The following is a 21,424-nucleotide window of genomic DNA, read 5'->3' as shown; positions in this document are numbered from 1 at the left end:
CGGGAGTTCGTGGATTTTGCCAATGTATTTCACTAACTCTCTAGTTAAAACTCTACTTCTCAAACTTATCATGCAGATACTCCGAGAGCTTGGTATTTTCGCTGTAGTCCACAGGACAGTCGATGATGCAGGGGACCTTCTGCTGAAAGGCATCCTCCAGGATCGGCAGCAGGTCTTCCGCCTTCTCCACGCGGTAGCCTTTGGCATGCATGCTTTCCGCATATTTCACAAAATCGGGATTCTGGAAATCCACAAAGCAGTTGTGTCCGAAGTGGTCCATCTGCTTCCATTTGATCAGACCATAGCTGGCATCGGAGAAGATCAGAGTCACAATGGGTGTCCCCTCTCTGAGGGCTGTCTCATACTCCTGGCTATTCATCATGAATCCGCCGTCTCCGGAGATCGCCAGTACCTTTTTCTCCGGGTAGATCAACTTGGCTGCCACAGCCCCCGGCACTGCGATGCCCATGGTGGCAAAACCGTTGGAGATGATGCAGGTATTGGGTTCGTAACAGTTGTACTCTCTGGCAATCCACATTTTATGAGCGCCCACATCCGAGATCACGATGTCATCCGCACCCATAAATTTCCGGACATCGTACAGTATTTTCTGTGGCTTCATGGGAAAAGAGGTGTCATCCGCATAGCTTTCATATTCCGCCACCATTTCTTCCCGCAGTTTGAGAAATTCTTCCGGCTCCTCTTTTGCGTCACTGCGGTACAGGATCTGCTGTAAAGAATAGGAAATGTCTCCGACAACTTCCACCTCCGGCTGGTACAGCATGTTGATATGCGCCGGCCTCTGGTCGATATGAATAATCTTATGTTTCCCCTCTCCGTTCCATTTGCCGGGAGCGAATTCCACAATATCATAACCGACGGCGATCACCAGATCTGCCATATCCAGCACCTTGTTCTGGTAATCCTTCTGGGGGATGCCTATGGTCCAGAGGGAATATTTGTTGTTATAAGGAATGATGCCTTTGGCCATCATGGTATTGACCACCGGGATCTTCAGGACATCTGCGAAGCTGGTAAGAGCCTCCCCGGCGTGATTGCGCACCGCACTGTGTCCCACCAGGATCACCGGGTGCTTTGCCTTGAAGATCATGGCCGCCGCCTGATCGATACTGGAAAAGGATGCGTACTCCTTATCCCTCTCCGGCTTTTTCAAAGGCTGTGCGGCAATACCGGAGCTGACCGGAAGCTTCGCCACGTTCGTGGGAAGATCCACATGACAGGCTCCCGGCTTCTCACTCTCCGCATATTTAAAAGCGATCCTGACGATTTCATTGACGGAATTGGGGTTCACGATCTGTTTGCTCCGCTTGGTGATTGGTGCAAACAGCTCTACCAGATCCAGATACTGATGAGAAGTCAAATGCATCCGCTCCGTTCCCACCTGTCCGGTAATGGCAATCAGCGGTGCACCGTCGGAATTAGCATCTGCCGTGCCTGTGATCAGGTTCGTGGCACCGGGGCCCAACGTTGAGAAACACACACCTGCTTTTCCCGTCAGTCTTCCGTACATATCAGCCATGAATGCCGCTCCCTGTTCATGCCGCACCACGATCACCCGGATGTCCGATTTTTCCAGTGCATTCATCATATCCAGATTTTCCTCCCCCGGAATCCCGAAGACATATTTCACGCCCTCGTTTTCCAGACATTTTACCAACACCTCTGCAACTGTATTTTGCTTCTTTTCCTGCTCACTCATAGGTTTCACCTCGTAATTTCCTGACTTTTTCTACAAAATAAAAGAGACAACGCTTTCCGTTTCCACGGACTTCGTTGTCTCTTTATTTGCTCATGTTAGCACACTCACAGATGATAGTCAATTATACTTTTTCTATCCAATATAAATCCCACAACAAATCCAAAGACATTCCGCACTCCGGGGCCTGCGAAAAAGATCTGCCAGCACAGCGCCATGGGAAAGTTCTGGACGGTCTTCTGCAGCCACAGGGCGATGATCTGGTTGCCGGGGTGCATGAAGAGGCAGGTGGCGATAAAGCTCATCACCGGGCACATCAGGCATACGATCATGGAAGAGATCGCTAAAGTAATGAAAACGGGCTTATCCTCCGGGGATACCATGCGGAATGCCAGCTTCCGGGACAGCTTTTCCACTGCGAAATACTCCAGAATACAGGCGATGGGCCACATAATGGGAATCTCGTGGAACGCTAACAGGAAGATCTCGTTGATCATTCCTCCCTTGTCCAGTGCGATGTTGTAGCAGACCATAGCGTATACCATAACGAATGCCATGATCAGGGTAAAAATAATGTTCTGTAATCTTGTTTTCGGCATAATTGGATGCCCTCCTTTTCTAAAAATGGGCGCAAAAAGACACATGTGTGTTGTTCGTTAATCAGTGAGCAGTGCGTACATGTGTCGTTTCCAATTCTTACCTAATGTCTCTATGCTATTTTCGCAACGGTGAGATTTTATCACATAGGTTTCGGAAAAGTCAATATGAAATAATGTATTTTTTCTTCCGCGGCTTCCTTCTGCTGTTCCCGGGATCTTACGCCATTTTCCCTGCCGCTCTATCTTAGATACAGATGGGAGAAAAAATGTTGCAAGGTTTTTAAAAAAGAAAAACGCAAACGGGACTGTCCTTTCGAACAGTCCCTGAAGAGAAAAAGAGAAACCAAAATAGTTTTGGGTAAAAGCAAATTAATTCTGAACGTTGAATGCGCCCATGCCGGGATATACGGCTGCTGCACCCAGTTCTTCTTCGATACGGAGCAACTGGTTGTATTTTGCCACACGCTCGGTTCTGCTGGGAGCACCGGTCTTGATCTGACAGGTGTTCAGTGCCACTGCCAGGTCGGCAATGGTGGTATCCTCGGTCTCACCGGAACGGTGGGAGGAAATAGCGGTATAACCGGCCTTGTGTGCCATCTTGATGGCCTCCAGAGTCTCAGATACGGATCCGATCTGGTTCAGCTTGATCAGAATGGAGTTACCACAGCCAAGGGAGATTCCCTTTGCCAGTCTCTCGGTGTTGGTTACGAAGAGGTCGTCGCCGACTAACTGTACCTTGTCGCCCAGTTCTGCGGTCAGCTTCTTCCAGCCTTCCCAGTCTTCCTCATCCAGTGCATCTTCTATAGAAATGATGGGGTATTTCTCCACCAGTTTCTTCCAATGTGCGATCAGTTCTTCGGAGGTAAATACGGTGCCTGCCTTAGGCAGCTTGTACTCGCCCACCTTGCCGGTCTTCCACTCGCTGGAAGCAGCATCCATAGCGATCTTGAAATCCTTGCCGGGCTCATAACCGGCTTTCTTTACAGCCTCTAAGATGGTCTCGATAGCTTCTTCGTCAGACTTCAATGCCGGTGCAAACCCACCCTCATCACCTACGGAAGTAGCCAGTCCTCTGTCCTTTAAAATAGAAGCCAGTGCGTGGAATACTTCAGCGCACCATCTTAAGCATTCCTTGAAGGAAGGCGCACCTACGGGCATGATCATGAATTCCTGTACATCCAGTCCGGAAGAAAGCGCATGACAGCCGCCGTTGATAATGTTCATCATAGGAACCGGAAGTCTGTTACCGGAGATACCTCCTAAAAAGCGATACAGGGGAATATCCAGGGAGATTGCTGCTGCTCTCGCGCTGGCAATGGATACTGCCAGGATCGCATTGGCTCCCAGTCTGGACTTATCCTTGGTTCCATCTGCGTCGATCATTGCCTTATCAATCGCATAAATATCGGATGCATCCATTCCCTGCAGAGTCTCATTGATTACAGTATTGATATTTTCTACAGCCTTCTGAACACCCTTGCCCAGATATCTGCTCTTATCGCCGTCTCTCAGTTCCAGTGCCTCGAACTCACCGGTAGATGCTCCGCTGGGAGCCATGCCGCGTCCGATGGTACCGTCTACCAGAGTTACCTCTGCTTCTACGGTAGGATTGCCTCTGGAATCCAGAATCTCTCGTCCAATGACTTTTTCAATCTCTAAATAGTTCATCTTGTTCTTCTCCTTTATCCTCTATTCTAAACTTTTTATTCCCAAACCTTCTCTTTCGTGAATCCCCCATCCCTGTGTATAAGGGCTGAAAAACTCCTCCCGGAAGATGGCCTCCCGGCAGTCCGCGGATTCAGCAGCTCCGTTTTCTCTGAGGAGTTTCACATGATTCACTCATTAGTTAGTTGCACCTAACTCTTGGATTATTATATCCGGCTTTCTTCAAAATAGCAATAGGTGTTAATGAGAGGATTTCTCAATGGATATTTTCCTGCATAATTTGTACTTTTTAGTTAAAATTAATTCTAGGAGCATTTTTTCATTATTTTCCTCGATTTCTAAATTCATATTCCTTTAAAACTAAAATATAGTAAAATAGAATTTATCAAATCTTAAAAGAAAACATTTAAATAGGCTGCATCTGCGGCAGAATGCGAGGCATTATGAGGAGTTTCGGTGAAATTCTGGCATCCCTGCGGGAAGAACGGGGCATTTATCAGAAAGAACTGGCTGCCATACTGAAAGTATCCGTTGGCACCATTTCGAATTACGAGAACAATATTCACTTCCCGGATCAGGAAGCTTTAATACAATTAGCGGAATATTTCGATGTAACCATCGATTATCTGTTGGGTCGGACTCCTTATCGTTACAATCCGGAAGTTCTGAGACAGGAATGTGTCCCCGGCACCACCGTATCCGATGTGGTAGAGGTGATACAGCATTTTAATCCGAAAAACCTGGCTTCTCTGCTGGATTTTGTGGATCTGCTGCAATTAAGAGAAAAAGCAGAATCTTCCTCCCGGGAAGACTCTGCCAATGATTGATCCATAAATTCTATTGTCTTTTTATCTGGTGGACAGGAACTGTTGCTCCCGGATGGCTGTCTGGTCGTCCGGGTAATTTTGTAAATAAGCATTCATCAGTACTTCTGCCTGCTGATAATCTTCCAGATACTCATATGCTACAATTTCATTAAAGCACAAGGTCTGCATCAGGCTGTTTCCTTCGATCTGTTTTCCCGCCTGAAATGCCGCCAGAGCATTCTGATACTCCTTTTTTGCCATTTCGCACAGACCAAGTTCATTGTAGATTTCTGCATTCGGCCCCTGCTTGGAGAGATAATTGTTGTACACACTGGACGCATAGTTATAATCTCCGGTAGCCGCATAGGCTCTTCCCAGATAGAGATAGCTGTCCGCGCCTCCCTTATCCCGGGCTTCATCCAGCGCCAGATAAGCTTTCTGGTATTCTCCCAGATAATAATAGATCCGTCCGCTGTCATAAGCATCCAGTTGTTTGGCTGTGTCCAGTACATTTTGCAGATATTCCTGACCGACCTCACGGTAGCCGTGCGCTGCCAGGGCTTCATAGATTTCTATTAACCGGTCATAATTTTTCGGATCCATGGAGATTGCCTGATCAAAATCCGCTTTGGCACTCTCATAATCTCCCAGCTCCAGTTCTGCAGAACCTCTGAGAAAATAAGCGTCCTTTTCCTCCGGCTTCAGGCCCAGAATGGCATCGTATACCTTTTTGGCTTCCGCAGGCTGTCCGTTCTTGGTGTATGCCGCCGCCAGATAGTAATTCATATCATAGTCCACGTTCTGAACCCAGCCGTCACTGAGTTCCAGGGCCTGTGTAAAATATTCTACGGCCTGATCATACTCTGTCAGCCCCATGCTGGCGATTCCCCGGCCTCTTGCGATCAGACGGCTGTCCTCTTTCTGTGCTTCCGCTTCGTCAAAGGCATTCAATGCCCCCTGATAATCCAGAGTTTCCACCAACTGCATTCCTTCGGTGATCTTCGTGGTATCACTTCCGCAGCCTGTCAGCATGCCTGTCATCAGACAGCAGACTCCTGCTGCCACTATTTTCCTGTGTATTTTTCCCATGCTTTCCTCCACGGCCGTATCTGTATTACCGGTTCCTATTTGTCTAACTGAGAAGTACAATGAGGGCATCTTGTGGCATCGATAGCGATCTCGCTCTTACAGAACGGGCATTTTTTCGTCGTGGGCACTGCCGGTGCTTCCTCTCTGTGATGCAGGGTGTCTCCCAGCTTATTGATGAATTTTACCAGACAGAAGATCACAAATGCTGTGATCAGGAAGTTGATAACTGCCGTGATAAAATTACCGTACATCAATACCGGTGCCGTATCGCCGCTTCCCAGCTTTACATATAAATTCGAAAAATCCGTGCCTCCGAAGATGGCCAGAATCGGTGTCAGGATATCTTGATTCAGAGAAGTAACGATAGCGGTGAATGCTCCGCCGACGATCACGCCGACTGCCATATCCATTACATTTCCCCTCAAAATAAACTTTTTAAATTCCTGAATGAATCCGCTTTTCCTGCTCATTTTTTTCTTCCTTCCTCTTATGGTATGAAGGTCGAACCGCGCTTTCCCATGGTCGAACCGCGCCATTCGCAAAGTCGCGCTGCCGCGCTTTCCGTCACTTCGTGACTACCTTTGCTCATGAATCGGCGCTTAACTCATGGACATATTCGTTCGCAAAATCATGCAAGCATAATTTTGTCTCTCGTATATGTCCATGGTCGAACTGTTTTGTTCCATAATAGCATACCCCCCTTGAAACCTCAATAGGAAATGGGGTATACTCTTTTAGGAATCTAATGTAGAAGTAACCGCATTTTCCCAGAAAGGATCAATTCATGCAGCGGATCAACGAAGACATCAAAACCGGCAATTTCAAACAGATCTACCTGCTCTACGGAGAGGAACGTTATCTGAAGAACCAGTACACGACCCGTCTGCGCAAGGCTCTGTGTCAGGAGGGGGACGAGATGAACACCCATTTCTATCAGGGAAAAGATTTTTCTGTGGGAGAGGTCATTGATCTGGCAGAGACATTGCCTTTTCTGGCAGAGCGCCGTGTTATGTTCTTCAAAGATACCGGGCTCTTCAAAGCCGGTGGGGAAAAGCTGGCGGAATACCTGGCAAGCCCCAACGACACCACCTTTTTTGTGTTCACGGAAAGCGAAGTGGATAAACGGAGTAAACTGTATAAGACCGTGCAATCCAAGGGTTATGTGGCAGAATTCACGGTACAGGATGAGAATTCCCTGAAACGCTGGATCGCCGGTATCCTGGGCCGGGAAGGGAAAAAAATCTCCGAGAACACCGCACAGTTGCTGCTCTCCAAAACCGGCACGGACATGGAAAATATCCAGATGGAACTGGAAAAGCTGATCTGCTACTGTCTGGACCGGGATGTAGTCACCGCAGAGGATGTGGAAGCGGTCTGCACCACTCGCATCACCAACCATATCTTCGATATGGTCAATGCCATTGCGGAAAAACAGCCCCAGAAAGCATTGCAGCTTTACTATGATCTGTTGGCATTAAAAGAGCCGCCCATGCGCGTACTGTTCCTGATTGCCAGACAATGTAACCTGCTGCTCCAGACCAAGGAATTAAAAAGCAGAGGCCACGACAATAAGACCATTGCCTCCAAGATTGGTGTACCGCCCTTTGCCGCCGGGAAATATGTGGCACAGGCATCCCATTTCAAGACTTCCGTGCTGAAAAATGCGGTAAAGCAGTGTGTAGAGACCGAGGAAGCCGTGAAATCCGGACGGATGAATGATATGATGAGTGTGGAGATACTGATTTTGTCGGTATTGCCCTCGTAAACTTGCGAAATGCATTGAGTGAGTTCTGCTCACGATATATAAAAGTCCATGGACAGTTTTCCTGCTCATGGACCTTTTATTTGCATTACTTTTATTACCATGTTACATATTCAGATTCAAAGTAATGGTCTTCTGCAATGATACCTGTGACGCCTTGAACTTTTTTGGATATACATCTTTGTATCTGTAAATACTCAGGATAATTCCCACCAGTGCGTAGCACAGTAAAATATTATTTCTGCCAACAGATAAGAACGGCAGGAAGGTCGATGTCAGCGGGATCCATCCCAACATTCCCGCAAAGTTCAGAGAAATATTTAATAAAATGATCATTCCGCATCCGAATCCCATCACCATGCCTAGTTCATTTTTCTGTCGAGCCGCAGCTCCGAACATAAACAATACCAGTACTGCTAGGATCGCGGCTACAAAGATTCCGGCCAGCAGTCCGTAACTGTTCAGAATATAAGAGAAAATGTAATCCTGATTGAATTCCGGCAAACCTCCCACCACATCTTTTCCACTGTTGCCCCAAAGTAAAATATTTTCATTAAATTTATGAAGCATGGCCGTCATGTAATTGGCATCTCCGGAATGGGATAAATAGGAGCGGATCCTGGCTTCCTGATAGGCTTCCAACATGTGAAGTGCATACATTGCAGTCAATACCAGGACCGGCCCTGCCGTAAAAAGCAGCCACATGCCGATAATCGTCTTTTTCACAGGCAGTTGAAACCACCCCTTCCAGACAGCCACCGTAAGTTCTATCAGCATACTGACCATCATGATGACGGCTACACCAAGGCTGGGAATCCGGGACGTAATAAATACCGGAAGGATCATCCACAGGATCGCCCTGCACAGTGCGGATACACCACCGTCCCTGTATTTATATAGGATAGCGCCGTAAATCGGCACATAGAACATCATCAGGGAAGTAACCGCCACCCGGAGCCTTCCAAATCCGATCCAGTTGCCGATTCCGTTGACATCCAGACCACCGAAGCCTGCCACCCGCAGCCCTCCCAGAATCAGAATAGCTCCTCCGATGAACCTGGAGTACTTTGCAATTACGGTATAATCTAGGAAGTAGATCACACACATGAGGAGGAATCCAATAACAACGGCTGAGCCAAACCCCTCCGTAGTATAGCGGTACACTTCCTGTCTCCATGTTTCCAGCTCCTGATAACCGGGTTGTCTGAGAATGGATTGCTGTATCAGAATGCCCAGCAAGCTTAAAATTCCTACGATCACAAGTAACTTCCATGCAATCTTAGGCTTGTGGATCCTGTCCAGCGAGATCCCCACTTCTACCGGATCTCCCATGTCCGTAACCGCATTTTTCTCTGCTTCCTCATAGCTCATTCCATCGGAAAGATTGTCCTCAATCTGGCATTCTATATGGTCTCTTATCTCCTCGGCGATATAGGGTCTGGCTTTTTTACAACGGATCTGTGACAACAGTTTTTCCAAATATGTTTCCATCCTTATACCCCCATTGCCAGAACGCTGGTCACAGCAGACTGATATTCCATCCACTCCGCTTTTTTGGTTTCCAGTAATTTTCTGCCCTCTTTCGTAATACTGTAATACTTCCTCGTCTTGCCTGCATATTCCTGCTCATATACCGTAAGCAGGCCCTTCGCTTCCAGCCCATGCAACAGCGGATACAGCGTACCTGCTTTTAACTCGAACACGTTACAGGATTTTTTCCGCAGTGTATCGATCATCTCGTATCCGTACATATCCTTCTCCGCCAGTAATCTGAGCAAAAGCATCGTCATACTTCCCGACATCAGTGATTTGTCCACAGCCATTTTTTGTCCTCCTTATATAGATAGCCGATATATATCGTTGTCTATAATATATATCGGCTATCTATATATGTCAATATTTATTTTTCAAAGCAATCACTAATCCATCTCAACTTCATCTACGATTTTGTATTTGTTATCCGTATAAAGCCGGATTCCCTCGTCGGGACTGGCTTCCTCTGTCTCGGCTGCCGGCCACCCTTCCTGGATCTTTGCCGTCCACTCTAACGGTCTGTCTATGCTTAAGGTGTACCCTGCTGCCTCATTTGTATACTCACAGCGGATCATCTCCTGCTTTCCACAACCGGTCATTGCCCATACTATTGTTAAAATCATCAGACACTTAATCAGTTTTTTACCCATAGACACCTCCGCCATTCTACTCTGCTGTTGCTATCTCTACACCCTGGGCAATATCTTCTGCCATCGGATCAATGCTCCTGATATATCCGGCACTATTTACGGTCCGTTTTATCAACCGGTCCCCATATATAACCGCCTAACATTCCGGTCAGGATAAATACCATAAAATAAAGTCCCGGAACACCTGCGACAAAAGCATAAAACGCTATCTGAAATTTCCAGATGGGAATTAGCAGATTAAGCGCAGCCACACAGACAACAGCAAAAGCAACATATTCCACAGCTTTTGCTTTGTCCCGTCTGGTCTTTGTTGCCAGCAGGAATCCCCATGCCGTGTAGAGCAGCATACGTACCACCGTCCGGACTCCGCTCATTTCGTCAAAAGAAGTTTTGTAATCCTCCTTTAGTGCCACCAGGACAATCAGGATCACAACAGACAAAATAATTTTGTAGTAATTTGAAAAAATCTTCTTCATAGCTGCTCCTTTCATTCTACATTCAGGAAAGTATATCCTCCCATATCCGTATCCTTCCACGCCAGGGCGTCTTCCTTGTTCCTGTAGTATACAGTCTTGACAACATTGGTACCCAGTTCTTCCCGGTCCACCGTTTCTCTCACTTCACGCAAATGCTCATTAAGTCTCTCTGCCGTTACTTCCCCTTTTACCACATACGAAATTTCAGATACATTCCCCCAGTCAGGATCATCGATGTATCTTGTGCCTATCTGCTGATAAGTAGGTTCTCTATGCTTTATCATATATCCCAACAGCAGTCCTCCGACGATCACCAGTATTCCCACCAGGACAGCAGTTTTTACTATAAGGCTGTTCTTTTTCTTCGGGGGCTCTCCGTCCGTTTCCTCTGTCTCTCCTTTCTGCGGTTCTGGATTCGCTAATCTCTCCAATGTCTTTTCCGGATTCAGCAATTCATCACAGGCTTCCTCTTTGTTAATCATAACGAAGAATTTTTCGCTATTTGTTACAAATTTCAAAAAAGCGTGCAGATCTCTCCACACGCTTTTCGTTCATCGTCTTATTTATTCAAAAATTATTTCCACATTCCCGTCGCAAAGCACATCAATGCCGCCCAGGTATATAACGGGTAAAAAAATCCCTGGTCATCCACGCCGTCTTTTAAGATTTTCTGTGCTTCTTCTTTGGTCAGCAGCAGAAAACCATCAAAACATTCCGTTCCAACGGCTCCTTCCTGACTTACCTTCGGCATCTCTTCACGGTTCAATATGATCTGCACCAGTGCATTGCTCTCATCCGTCATACCGGGGGTACTGAATACCAGCGGATTCACCAGACGGATGCTGTCGCTCTCTTCCAGTGTGATGCCGGTCTCTTCCCGAAGCTCCCGGGCTGCCGCATGGAATACGGGATTTTCTTCCGTTGCATCCTCCGGGTCTAAAAGTCCTGCCGGAACGCTCAGCAGAAAATGTCCTGCCGGGTAACGATACTCACGGCTTAAGCAAAGTCTCGGTTCTTGTCCTCTGATCTTCAGGATCACAACGCAGCTGACTGCATCCGGCAGCATCTGTCTGAATTCTTCGTCGCTCTTTACCGCTGCCAGATTATCTTTGGCTCTTCTGGTAGCATCAAAATAATGTTTTCCCGGCTCATATTGCAGATCAAATACCTTGATAAATCTGCTGTCGTAGACGGTCTCTACCTGTTCCTTTTTTATGATCGGTCTGTTCTCCATAGTCATTTTCCTCTTTCTGTTCTTCTGTTCCGCACGTTGCACACTATCTGTCGTTCGCTTCTGTTGTGCGGCTGTCATTTTGCAATTTTTCCGCTTCCCCGGCCGCTCTTTCCAGTCTGCAAAGTACCTGTTCGTAACGTCGTCCCGCTTTTTTCCAGTGGATCAGCTTATGCCATCCTTCCACGTAATCCGGCCTGCGGTTCTGATACTGTAAATAATAGGCATGCTCCCACACATCTATGGGAAATATAGAGGTATACAATTTCAGATCCGGGACATCCTGATTCGCTGTAGTAAGGACCATCAGAGTACCGTCCTGGTCACTCACAAGCCATGCCCATCCGGAGCCAAATACCCCCGTGGCTGCCTGTGACATCTGTTCTTTCCATTGTCTCACCGATCCAAAATCCCGGACCAGCGCCTCCTCCAGAGCTCCACAGGGCTCCTGTCCTGCCGGGCTTCGCATACTGTCAAAATACAGCTGATGATTATATACACCGCCACCGTTATTGTGAATACTTTTCCGGGCTTCCTCCGGCAGGGACGCAAGTATATTATCCTCCGAAGTGAGCAGTTCCGTCAAGGACATCTGCTGTAACTGCGGATAATCGGCAAGGGTGGCATTCAGCTTATCCACATAGGTCTGATAATGCTTGTCGTGATGAAAATGAAGTGTTTCCTCATCTAATACCGGAAGCAGGGCATCATATTCGTAGGGAAGGGGCTGCGCAACAAAAGGATAATGTTCTTCTAACATGAGACTCCAATCCGCCTGCGGGATACAGGCTTACGATCATACAATATTTACCATACGCCTAGTATATGCTGTCCCCACGGATTTTATTTTCAAATTTGTGCTTTTACAGCCGACCGCTCCTATGCTCTCTTTCTCTGCACGGCCGGATAGATCTCTCTGGCAACTTCCAGACTTTGTCCGGATCTAACTTTCTGCACATCCGCTGTCTCCTGGGCTAACAGCCATCCACAGACTTCCTCTGCCAGTGGCTCTCCCTGTTCTCTCAGCCAGAAGCTGACATTCGCCAGCATCTGTAAATGATTCAGGATCGTATTACGGCAAAGTCTTCGGTCCGTAATGCGGGTCTTACAGGGCTCCCCCTCTACGTACAGTTGTGCCGCCTCCCGCAGATAGGCCCGGATCAATGCGGTCTGTTCATGATTGCTCTTCTGCAGTTCCTCACTGATCTTCTTGGTCTCCCAATACAGTTCTTCGCTGCATCGGCCAGCGGGAACGATCCCTTCCATGTATTTTTGTATAAAATGCAGGCTTTCATTTACCTGTCTGCAATATTCTCTGATCAGTTCTTCTCTTTTTGACATAATAAAAAACCGCCCTTAAATTAAAATTTAAGGGCGGAACATTCTTCCGCGGTACCACCTTAATTCGCCCATCTCTCACGGGATCAGGCCTCTGCAACTACGGATAAACAAACGCTCATCGATAGTCAGGTACGATAACGGGTACTCCCGTTGCAGCCTGTCCGCATCTGCCGGATATCCTGTCCGAATACGAAGTCGGTGCAAAGCTCCGAGACCATGTTCAAAGAAGCCTTCCATATCCCTTCCCACCTGCCGGGACTCTCTGCGACGTATCTCTTCTCCTACTCTTCTCTTCACAGCCTTTATGTCTTTAACTGTTTGTATTTTATTCCTTTCGCGGACATTTGTCAACACTTTGTTTTTGTCACAAACACAAACAGTGGAGCAACTTTCGCGACTCCACTGTTCTTATCCATTTTTATATCTTACAGTTGTGCAATATCCACCAGCGTCAGTTCCTTACAATCGTTCATATGCTCCATGCTGGTCACGAGAGCATTGGCGGTGTCCATTGCAGTGATGCAGTAGATACCGGTCTCGATAGCGGTACGGCGGATCAGGAAACCGTCTCTGGTCTTGTCGCGGCCCTGGGTCGGGGTATCGATGACAAGGTCGATCTTGTGTCCCAGGATCAGGTCCATAACGGTCGGGGATTCCTGAGAGATCTTGTTGACCTTTCTTGCTTTCACACCTGCTTCATTCAGAGCAGCTGCGGTACTTCTGGTAGCATAAATGGTGTATCCCAGCTTTTCGAAGCGTCTTCCGACTTCAATGGCTTCACCCTTATCCGCATCCTTCACGGTGATGATCATGTTCTTGTACTTGGGCAGTTCTACGCCTGCTCCCAGGAATGCCTTGTACAGAGCCTCATTGAAGGTCTTGGCGATACCCAGACACTCACCGGTAGACTTCATCTCCGGTCCTAAGCTGATCTCGGCACCGCGGATCTTCTCGAAGGAGAACACGGGCATCTTGATTGCAAAATACTCTGCCTCAGGCTGTAAGCCGGGCTCGTAGCCAAGCTCACGGATGGTCTTGCCGATGATCACTTCGGTCGCCAGATCCACGATAGGAATACCGGTTACCTTACTGATATAAGGTACGGTACGGGAAGAGCGGGGGTTAACCTCAATGACATATACCTCGTCACCGATGGCAATGAACTGGATATTGATCAGTCCCTTGACATGCAGTGCCTTTGCCAGTCTTCTGGTGTACTCTGCAATCTTCTCTTTTACTACTTTATCAATGGTCGGAGCCGGGTATACAGAGATACTGTCTCCGGAGTGGATACCGGTTCTCTCGATATGCTCCATGATACCGGGGATCAGGATATCGGTACCGTCGCATACGGCATCGACCTCGATCTCCTTACCCTGTAAATACTTATCTACCAGGATCGGGTGATCCTGTGCGATACGGTTGATGATCTCCATGAATTCTTCGATCTCTTCATCGGAGATAGCGATCTGCATGCCCTGTCCGCCCAATACATAGGAAGGACGCACCAGTACGGGATAGCCCAGTCTGTTAGCAACCGCCTTAGCTTCCTCTGCGGTGTATACAGTACCGCCGGCTGCACGGGGAATCCCGGTCTCTTCCAGAATCTTGTCGAACAGTTCTCTGTCCTCAGCGGCATCTACATCCTCCGCCTTGGTACCTAAGATAGGCACGCCCATCTTCATCAGGCTCTCAGTCAGCTTGATAGCGGTCTGTCCGCCGAACTGTACCACAGCACCATCGGGATGCTCAATATTTACGATAGATTCCACATCTTCCGGAGTCAAAGGCTCGAAATACAGCTTGTCCGCAATATCGAAGTCGGTACTTACGGTCTCCGGGTTATTATTGATGATAATGGTCTCATAGCCTGCCTTGGAGAATGCCCAGGTAGCATGTACAGAACAATAGTCGAACTCGATACCCTGTCCGATACGGATAGGACCGGAACCCAGTACCAGGACTTTCTTGCGTCCGGTGGTCTCCTTGGCTTCGCACTCGCCGCCGAATACAGAATAGTAATAAGGAGTGGAAGCTGCGAACTCTGCAGCACAGGTGTCTACCATCTTGTAGACAGCCTTAATGCCGTTGTCATAACGCATCTTCTTGATCTCCTCCTCGGTCTTGCCGGTCAGTCTTGCGATGACGTTATCCGGGAACTCGATTCTCTTGGCTTCCTTCAACAGATCAACCGTCAGCGGCTGTGTCTCCAGCGCATGCTCCATCTCGGTCAGAATGGCAATCTTGTCGATGAACCACAGGTCGATCTTGGTAATGTCGTGAATCTGCTCGTAGCTGATGCCCTTACGGATAGCTTCCGCAATGACATAAATACGCTGGTCATCCACGATCTTCAGACGCTCTAACAGTTCCTCCACAGACAAAGCGCTGAAATCATAGCTGCGCAGGCAGTCCACATGCTGCTCCAGGGAACGGATAGCCTTCATCAGTGCTCCCTCGAAGTTATTGCAGATACTCATAACCTCACCGGTTGCTTTCATCTGGGTGGTCAGAGTACGTTTTGCAGTGATAAATTTATCAAAAGGCAGTCTGGGAATCTTCACGACACAGTAGTCCAGTGTCGGCTCGAAGCTGGCATAGGTCTTGTGGGTGATGGCGTTCTTGATCTCATCCAGGGTAAAGCCCAGTGCGATCTTCGCTGCTACCTTTGCGATAGGATAACCAGTCGCCTTACTTGCCAGTGCCGAAGAACGGCTGACACGGGGGTTAACCTCGATAACACAATATTCAAAGCTGGTGGGATGCAGTGCAAACTGTACGTTACATCCACCGGTGATCTGCAGTTCGTTGATGATCTTCAGAGCGGAAGTACGTAACATCTGGTACTCCTTGTCGCTCAGGGTCTGGGAAGGAGCTACTACGATACTGTCTCCGGTATGCACGCCGACGGGATCGATGTTCTCCATGTTACATACGGTGATGCAGTTGCCTGCGCTGTCACGCATTACTTCGTACTCGATCTCTTTCCAGCCTGCAATACAACGCTCTACCAGTACCTGACCCACACGGGACAGACGTAAACCGTTCTCCAGGATCTCTTCCAGTTCCACCTGATTGTGGGCGATACCGCCACCGGAACCTCCCAGGGTATAAGCGGGACGCAGTACGACCGGATAGCCGATGGTATTGGTGAATTCCACACCGTCTTCCACATTTTCAACGACCCTGGATGCTGCACAGGGCTCACCGATGCGCTCCATCAGGTCTTTGAACTCCTGACGTCCTTCGGCGTTACGAATGGTAGCTGCGGTAGTACCTAACAGCTTTACATTATGAGCAGCCAGGAAACCGGACTCCTCCAGCTCCATACCGAGGTTCAGACCAGCCTGTCCTCCCAGGGTGGGAAGGATGCTGTCGGGCTTTTCCTTTTCAATGATCTGCTCCAGAACCTTTACGTTCAGGGGCTCGATATATACCTTATCTGCGATATCTTTATCAGTCATGATGGTCGCAGGGTTGGAGTTCACCAGGATTACCTCTACTCCCTCTTCCTTCAGGGAGCGGCAGGCCTGGGTACCTGCATAGTCGAATTCCGCTGCCTGTCCGATGACAATAGGACCGGAGCCGATTACCATTACTCGTTTTACATTAGGATTCTTGGGCATCTTAGTTCTCTCCTCTCATCATATGAATGAACCGGTCAAACAGGTAACCGGAGTCCTGGGGTCCCGGACATGCTTCCGGGTGGAACTGTACGGTGAAAATGTTCTTGCCGGTGTAGGACAGACCCTCGTTGGTACCGTCGTTGACATTGATAAATGCGGGAACCGCTACGGAAGGATCCAGCTTGTCGGTATCTACCACATATCCATGGTTCTGAGAAGAAATATATACTCTTCCGGTCATCAGATCCTTTACCGGATGGTTGCCTCCTCTGTGTCCATATTTCATTTTGTGGGTATCTGCGCCGGTAGCCAGAGCCATCAGCTGATGTCCCAGACAGATTGCGAAAATAGGAATCTCGGTATCGTATAACTTTTTGATCTCGGCGATCACACCGGTACACTCCTTGGGGTCTCCCGGTCCGTTACTTAACATGATACCGTCGGGATTATCATCAATGATCTCCTGTGCGGGAGTTCCAGCGGGGTATACGGTCACCTCACAGCCTCTCTCTGCCAGGGATCTGGCGATATTTCTCTTGGCTCCCAGGTCTAACAGAGCTACCTTTAGTCCCTGTCCGGACAGCTCCGTTACCAGTGCGGGCTTGGGCTCTCTGACACCCTTTTCATAAGCTTCTTTATCAAAACGCGCTGCACCGGAGAGAGGTCCGTTCTGTGCCAGCTCCGTGGTGGGCGCTACCACATATTTTTCCTTGCAGGTCACCTTTTCCACGACCTTGCCTGTGGTATACTCCTTCAGTTTCGGAAGTACTTCGTTCAGGTCATAGGCTTCGTTGGTGGTGATCATGCCGTTCATGGTACCCTTCTCACGCAGGATCTTGGTCAGCGCACGGGTATCGATACCGGCGATGCCGGGTACGCCGTTCTCCTCTAAGTATTCCTGTATTGTGCAGTCACAGCGGAAGTTGCTGGGAATACGTGAAAGCTCTCTGACGATGAATCCATCCGGCCAGGGTCTCTCCGACTCGCAGTCATCCCTGCATATGCCATAGTTACCGATCAGGGGGTAGGTCATGCATACAGCCTGTCCTGCATAGGACGGATCCGTCAGGATCTCCAGATATCCGGCCATGGATGTGTTAAATACGATTTCACTGATGATCTCTTTGTCTGCACCGATGTGCGTTCCTTCGAACACCGTTCCATCTTCCAAAATCAAAAATGCCTTCATTCTTTCCTCACATTCTGCCGCTTTTTGCGACGTTTGTATTTCCAGTGTGTTTCTCTAGTGCTTAATCGATTTATTATATCATAAAAAAAATTGCGTCGCAATAGACCCTGTCTGCATAAAAACCTACAAAAATCCTCTCCGCAATCCCGATACTCCTTGGAGAATCTGACAAAGCTGTGTAAAAGCTTACATTTTCCATTGCTTTTTTCACCGGGTCTGATATAGAATAGATATGTATTTTCTATTTTTCAATTATCACAAAACGCTGTTTTCCTACAGCAGATTGGACAGGCATCTATGGATCGTATCGAAAATGCTCAAATGAACTCCCTGGGAACCCGCAAACTCTATTATGAAGATGTACATCAGACGGATTTCACCGCTGTGGTAATGGAATGTGTTCCCGACAAGGAAGAGGGATATTACAGGATCGTTCTGGACGCTTCCGCTTTTTTCCCGGAAGAGGGCGGTCAGTCCGCCGACAAAGGCACCTTAAACGGTCAGGAAGTACTGGATGTCAGCATTAAACAGGGCATCCTGTATCATAAAACGGCCTGTGAGTTTTCCGTCGGCACCCGGGTCACCGGTCATGTGGACTGGAACCGCCGGTTTGATTTCATGCAGCAGCACTCCGGTGAGCATATGATCTCCGGCTTACTGCACTCCCATTTCGGACTGGAAAACGTAGGCTTCCATTTAAGCGACAGAGAAGTGACACTGGATATGAACGGAGAAGTCTCTCTGGAACAGCTGCGTCTCATCGAACAGGAAGCCAACGCTTATGTCTGGAAAAATCTTCCGGTCAACATCAGCTGGCCCACCGCCGAAGAACTGACGAGCTTAAATTACCGCAGCAAACTGGCACTCACGGAAAATGTACGTATTGTCGAGATCCCCGGCGTGGATCTGTGTGCCTGCTGTGCTCCACATGTAGATACCACCGGACAGATCGGTCTCATCAAAATTGTAAATGTACAGAGCCACCGGGGCGGTGCCCGCATCAATATTCTCTGTGGAAACCGTGCTCTGGCAGATTATACCGAAAAACAGGATTCCGTCTGGGCAATTTCTTCTCTGCTCTCAGCGAAACAGCCGGAAGTAGCAGGTGCTGTTGCCCGCGCCAAAGAGGATGCAAGGCTGCAAAAAGAACGTGCCAATGCCCTGCAGGCGGAGCTTCTGAACGTACAGATGAACGCACTCCCCTCCCCGGAAGAAGTACACCACGTGCTTCTCTTCGTCGGTGAACTGGATGCCATCGCCCTACGTAACGCCGTGAATACCCTGACCGGAAAATATTCCGGTTACTGCGGTATCTTTGCCGGAGACGATACAAACGGTTATCGATTTATTGTAGGCAGTGCTTCCAAAAACTGCCAGGAACTGGCAGATCGTATGCGCCGGGAACTTTCTGCAAAAGGGGGCGGATCCGCTCCCATGATCCAGGGGAATGTTGCTGCCACGGCAGATGTCCTACAGACAATGTGGGCGTCGCTGTAATGACCATCCTTTCTGCCTATATACGCAGTTCGGCACATGAATTCGTATCAATATTTTCACATGGAAAACCCCCGGCATGACCATCTGTCATACTCCGGGGGTGTGTTTATATATTTTATATATTTTTCGTTTCGGAAAATCTGATTATTTCTCTTCTGTTGCTGCATTCTTCTTCAGTGCTACGCTGACTGCCTTCGCAACGCCACCACCTACTACACAGCTCATGGGCATCTCCAGTGCTCCGTTGATACCACAGAATGCTACGGCGAACATAAACAGATTCGCTCCGGTTGCATTCATGCTCTGCAGATATTCGGTATGACCGAAGCAGATCATCAAAGTGGACATGAAGAACAGGGTGTTCATAAATGCTCCCAGCAGACCGGTCACGAAGTAAGTTACGGTCTTCGTCTTGTCGATCTTCCACAGTGCCTTGAAGATCACGCCGGACAGCCATCCCATCAGAGTTCTGGTAGGGATGCATACCAGGAAAGTGAAAAACGGATTCATTGCTACCAAAGCTGCTCCAAAAGGATCTCCTGCAAAGCACTGGTAAAAGCTAGTAAGTCCAAATACCAGTCCCAGTACGGCTCCGCCTGCGGGTCCTAAGATCATTGCACCGATGACTACGGGAATGGTCATCAGGGAGATTGCTAACGGTCCGATGCGCAGATACCCAAGCGGGGTAAATGCCAGAATCAGCATGATCGCGATGAGTACGGCCAATTGTACCATCTCAAGTGTCTTGTTTTTTTTCATATGAAATTTCCTTTCCGCGCTTTTTGCGCCTTTGCTACTATTCCTCCATCTGGCGTCCTTTGAACTGCCGGAGGATATAATTACAAGTCATTCAAGAAAATAACATAAATGTATACAAAACACAAGTACATTTTTTAATACAATCAACGTACGGTGCGATACCACTTCAACGCCGATGTATAGGCTTCATATACTGTATTCATATCAATATTCTTTAATAGCATCAGGCGGGATACCTCCGCCCAGTTGGCTGTCTCATACTGCAGCATAAAATCGTACACCGGTGCCAGTACGCCGATGCGGTAGATCAGTGCATTACTGATCTCGCCAGCCACATGGACCACCTTCAAAGCCTCTGCCATGGGTTTCTCGAGGATCACATCCAGCACGGAGAACAATCCCATCAGGAACAATTCATCCTTCTGCGCCTTCAGGCCAAACGCTTCCGCCAGATTCTCGGCAAATTTGGCACGAAGCAGAGAAAGTCTGGTAACCTCATTCGGCTTATCCGCATACAAAGCATTGGCTACTGCCGTGTTGATCCACTTTTTCAATTCCCGCTGTCCCAGCATGGCAGCCGCATGACGGATAGACGTAATCTCCGAATTTACAGCCAATGGCTGAACCATTTTCAGCAGATCGATCGTGAGTGCAGTATCACGGCTGATGATATCCGCCGCTGTCGTGAGTTCAAAATCCGGGCTGTTCACAATATTCAGCAGGTCAATATAATTGCCCTTCAAGGGTGCCACATCTGTCTGTCCCTTCGTAATGGGAACACGATAGAACTTACCCTCATAGAAACGATATCCGCCGGTCTCCTTCAGTCTCTCGAAGTCCTCCATGGTATCAATATTACCGGCACACAGATTGATATTCGGAAATAATTTTCCGAAATAAATCTTGGCTTTATCAATGGCTATTTTACGGTTATTCAGAAGGACATAATCCATCAGCTTCAGGACTTCTCTGTAATTTTCGAAATCACTGACCGCAAGCTTACGAATGGCAAGTTTATAGCCTTGCTGTTTCAATTCCTTCAGACGATTGACATACATTTCAATCGGCGGAATGGTATTATCGATCAAAAGTACGATTTTTTCATGAGGTGCATCGCACTGCTCCGGAATATCCGCAAAAATCGAGATATTGCTGATCGGTACGAAGATTTCTTTTCCCTGAGACAAGGTATCAATACCCATTTTCTGGATCAGTTCCAGACCCGTGATCTGGGATGCCCCGTCGAACTGTGCGGTTCCAAGCAACAGAGGATTCAACAGGAAATTCTCCCTCTGGGTAAAAAAGGAGTAGGCACAAACGGCCATATTTTCATCAAAAAGCGGTACTAATGTAAGCAGCATATTTTTACCTCCCAATCTATCTATATTATACCGATTCCGACAAGACTTTACAAGTGGTACTATCAGCACAGAGATGTAAATAGAGAGTTAGTAAAGAAATGCTATCAAATCCCCGTAGCCCTT

20 protein-coding genes and 1 other annotated feature are annotated in these 21,424 nt (G+C 48.0%); of the genes, 3 read left to right on the top strand and 17 right to left on the bottom strand.

All coding sequences use genetic code 11. The features are described 5' to 3' along the window. Nucleotides 1–52: 52 nt before the first annotated feature. The 3 genes from DW835_RS16705 to eno form a co-directional block, all read right to left on the bottom strand. Nucleotides 53–1,720 (bottom strand): acetolactate synthase large subunit, encoded by a 1,668-nt coding sequence (locus tag DW835_RS16705; protein ID WP_022313464.1) that lies wholly within the window; start codon nucleotides 1,718–1,720, stop codon nucleotides 53–55. A 104-nt stretch (nucleotides 1,721–1,824) separates the two neighbouring features. Continuing rightward, entirely contained in the window at nucleotides 1,825–2,316 is a 492-nt protein-coding gene (locus tag DW835_RS16700) for a DUF2798 domain-containing protein (RefSeq protein WP_118731459.1), read from the bottom strand. A gap of 369 nt (nucleotides 2,317–2,685) precedes the next feature. After that, the gene (gene eno, locus DW835_RS16695; protein WP_117467351.1) at nucleotides 2,686–3,984 is read right to left on the bottom strand and encodes a phosphopyruvate hydratase; all 1,299 of its coding nucleotides are present in this window, start codon (nucleotides 3,982–3,984) and stop codon (nucleotides 2,686–2,688) included. Nucleotides 3,985–4,424: 440 nt separating this feature from the next. Between eno and DW835_RS16690 the strand changes: the two genes are divergently transcribed. After that, nucleotides 4,425–4,808 carry a helix-turn-helix transcriptional regulator gene (locus DW835_RS16690; protein WP_182430344.1) on the top strand — a complete coding sequence of 128 codons (384 nt, stop codon included), beginning with the start codon at nucleotides 4,425–4,427 and terminating at the stop codon, nucleotides 4,806–4,808. 21 nt (nucleotides 4,809–4,829) lie between these two features. Here DW835_RS16690 and DW835_RS16685 read toward each other — a convergent pair whose 3' ends face one another. Both DW835_RS16685 and mscL read right to left on the bottom strand, forming a co-directional pair. After that, nucleotides 4,830–5,876, bottom strand: a complete 1,047-nt coding sequence (locus DW835_RS16685) for a tetratricopeptide repeat protein (RefSeq protein ID WP_022313128.1) — start codon at nucleotides 5,874–5,876, stop codon at nucleotides 4,830–4,832. Nucleotides 5,877–5,911: 35 nt separating this feature from the next. Next, nucleotides 5,912–6,346, bottom strand: a complete 435-nt coding sequence (gene mscL / locus DW835_RS16680; RefSeq protein ID WP_118731457.1) for a large conductance mechanosensitive channel protein MscL — start codon at nucleotides 6,344–6,346, stop codon at nucleotides 5,912–5,914. Nucleotides 6,347–6,660: 314 nt separating this feature from the next. Between mscL and holA the strand changes: the two genes are divergently transcribed. Further along, nucleotides 6,661–7,641 (top strand): DNA polymerase III subunit delta, encoded by a 981-nt coding sequence (gene holA, locus DW835_RS16675; RefSeq protein WP_118731456.1) that lies wholly within the window; start codon nucleotides 6,661–6,663, stop codon nucleotides 7,639–7,641. 102 nt (nucleotides 7,642–7,743) lie between these two features. Here holA and DW835_RS16670 read toward each other — a convergent pair whose 3' ends face one another. The 10 genes from DW835_RS16670 to DW835_RS16625 all read right to left on the bottom strand — a co-directional run bounded on the left by DW835_RS16670 (nucleotide 7,744) and on the right by DW835_RS16625 (nucleotide 17,684). After that, entirely contained in the window at nucleotides 7,744–9,129 is a 1,386-nt protein-coding gene (locus tag DW835_RS16670) for an FtsW/RodA/SpoVE family cell cycle protein (protein WP_118731455.1), read from the bottom strand. Between the two features lie 2 nt (nucleotides 9,130–9,131). Beyond that, on the bottom strand, nucleotides 9,132–9,461 hold the full coding sequence (locus DW835_RS16665; RefSeq protein WP_022154221.1) for a PadR family transcriptional regulator: 330 nt from the start codon (nucleotides 9,459–9,461) through the stop codon (nucleotides 9,132–9,134). A gap of 96 nt (nucleotides 9,462–9,557) precedes the next feature. After that, the gene (locus tag DW835_RS16660; protein ID WP_147353741.1) at nucleotides 9,558–9,821 is read right to left on the bottom strand and encodes a hypothetical protein; all 264 of its coding nucleotides are present in this window, start codon (nucleotides 9,819–9,821) and stop codon (nucleotides 9,558–9,560) included. Nucleotides 9,822–9,913: 92 nt separating this feature from the next. After that, nucleotides 9,914–10,297: a hypothetical protein gene (locus tag DW835_RS16655; protein ID WP_147353740.1), complete on the bottom strand. Its 384-nt coding sequence runs from the start codon at nucleotides 10,295–10,297 to the stop codon at nucleotides 9,914–9,916. A gap of 11 nt (nucleotides 10,298–10,308) precedes the next feature. After that, entirely contained in the window at nucleotides 10,309–10,779 is a 471-nt protein-coding gene (locus tag DW835_RS16650; protein WP_118731452.1) for a hypothetical protein, read from the bottom strand. Between the two features lie 92 nt (nucleotides 10,780–10,871). Continuing rightward, on the bottom strand, nucleotides 10,872–11,531 hold the full coding sequence (locus DW835_RS16645; RefSeq protein ID WP_022312238.1) for an NUDIX hydrolase: 660 nt from the start codon (nucleotides 11,529–11,531) through the stop codon (nucleotides 10,872–10,874). A gap of 43 nt (nucleotides 11,532–11,574) precedes the next feature. Continuing rightward, complete coding sequence (locus tag DW835_RS16640) at nucleotides 11,575–12,288, bottom strand: superoxide dismutase (protein WP_117467336.1); 714 nt, start codon at nucleotides 12,286–12,288, stop codon at nucleotides 11,575–11,577. Nucleotides 12,289–12,407: 119 nt separating this feature from the next. Next, nucleotides 12,408–12,869 carry a hypothetical protein gene (locus DW835_RS16635; protein WP_118731451.1) on the bottom strand — a complete coding sequence of 154 codons (462 nt, stop codon included), beginning with the start codon at nucleotides 12,867–12,869 and terminating at the stop codon, nucleotides 12,408–12,410. A 26-nt stretch (nucleotides 12,870–12,895) separates the two neighbouring features. Further along, nucleotides 12,896–13,175: a binding site (T-box leader), on the bottom strand. Nucleotides 13,176–13,294: 119 nt separating this feature from the next. After that, nucleotides 13,295–16,495, bottom strand: a complete 3,201-nt coding sequence (carB, locus tag DW835_RS16630; protein ID WP_118537980.1) for a carbamoyl-phosphate synthase large subunit — start codon at nucleotides 16,493–16,495, stop codon at nucleotides 13,295–13,297. A 1-nt stretch (nucleotide 16,496) separates the two neighbouring features. Next, nucleotides 16,497–17,684 carry a carbamoyl phosphate synthase small subunit gene (locus DW835_RS16625; protein WP_118668678.1) on the bottom strand — a complete coding sequence of 396 codons (1,188 nt, stop codon included), beginning with the start codon at nucleotides 17,682–17,684 and terminating at the stop codon, nucleotides 16,497–16,499. A gap of 297 nt (nucleotides 17,685–17,981) precedes the next feature. Here DW835_RS16625 and DW835_RS16620 point away from each other — a divergent pair, with 297 nt between their 5' ends. Further along, nucleotides 17,982–19,181 (top strand): alanyl-tRNA editing protein, encoded by a 1,200-nt coding sequence (locus tag DW835_RS16620; protein WP_118731450.1) that lies wholly within the window; start codon nucleotides 17,982–17,984, stop codon nucleotides 19,179–19,181. Nucleotides 19,182–19,325: 144 nt separating this feature from the next. Here DW835_RS16620 and DW835_RS16615 read toward each other — a convergent pair whose 3' ends face one another. Together DW835_RS16615 and DW835_RS16610 are read right to left on the bottom strand one after the other, a co-directional pair. Beyond that, nucleotides 19,326–19,940, bottom strand: coding sequence for an ECF transporter S component (locus tag DW835_RS16615; protein WP_022152972.1), 615 nt, complete (start codon nucleotides 19,938–19,940; stop codon nucleotides 19,326–19,328). A gap of 143 nt (nucleotides 19,941–20,083) precedes the next feature. Next, nucleotides 20,084–21,301, bottom strand: coding sequence for an HDOD domain-containing protein (locus DW835_RS16610; protein ID WP_118731449.1), 1,218 nt, complete (start codon nucleotides 21,299–21,301; stop codon nucleotides 20,084–20,086). Nucleotides 21,302–21,424: the final 123 nt, after the last annotated feature.

Origin of the sequence: Clostridium sp. AM34-9AC (assembly GCF_003480225.1) — a bacterium.
Classification (GTDB): Bacteria; Bacillota; Clostridia; order Lachnospirales; family Lachnospiraceae; genus Acetatifactor; species Acetatifactor acetigignens.
Note: the sequence above shows the minus strand (reverse complement) of the source record. Positions and strands in the feature narration are given on the sequence as shown.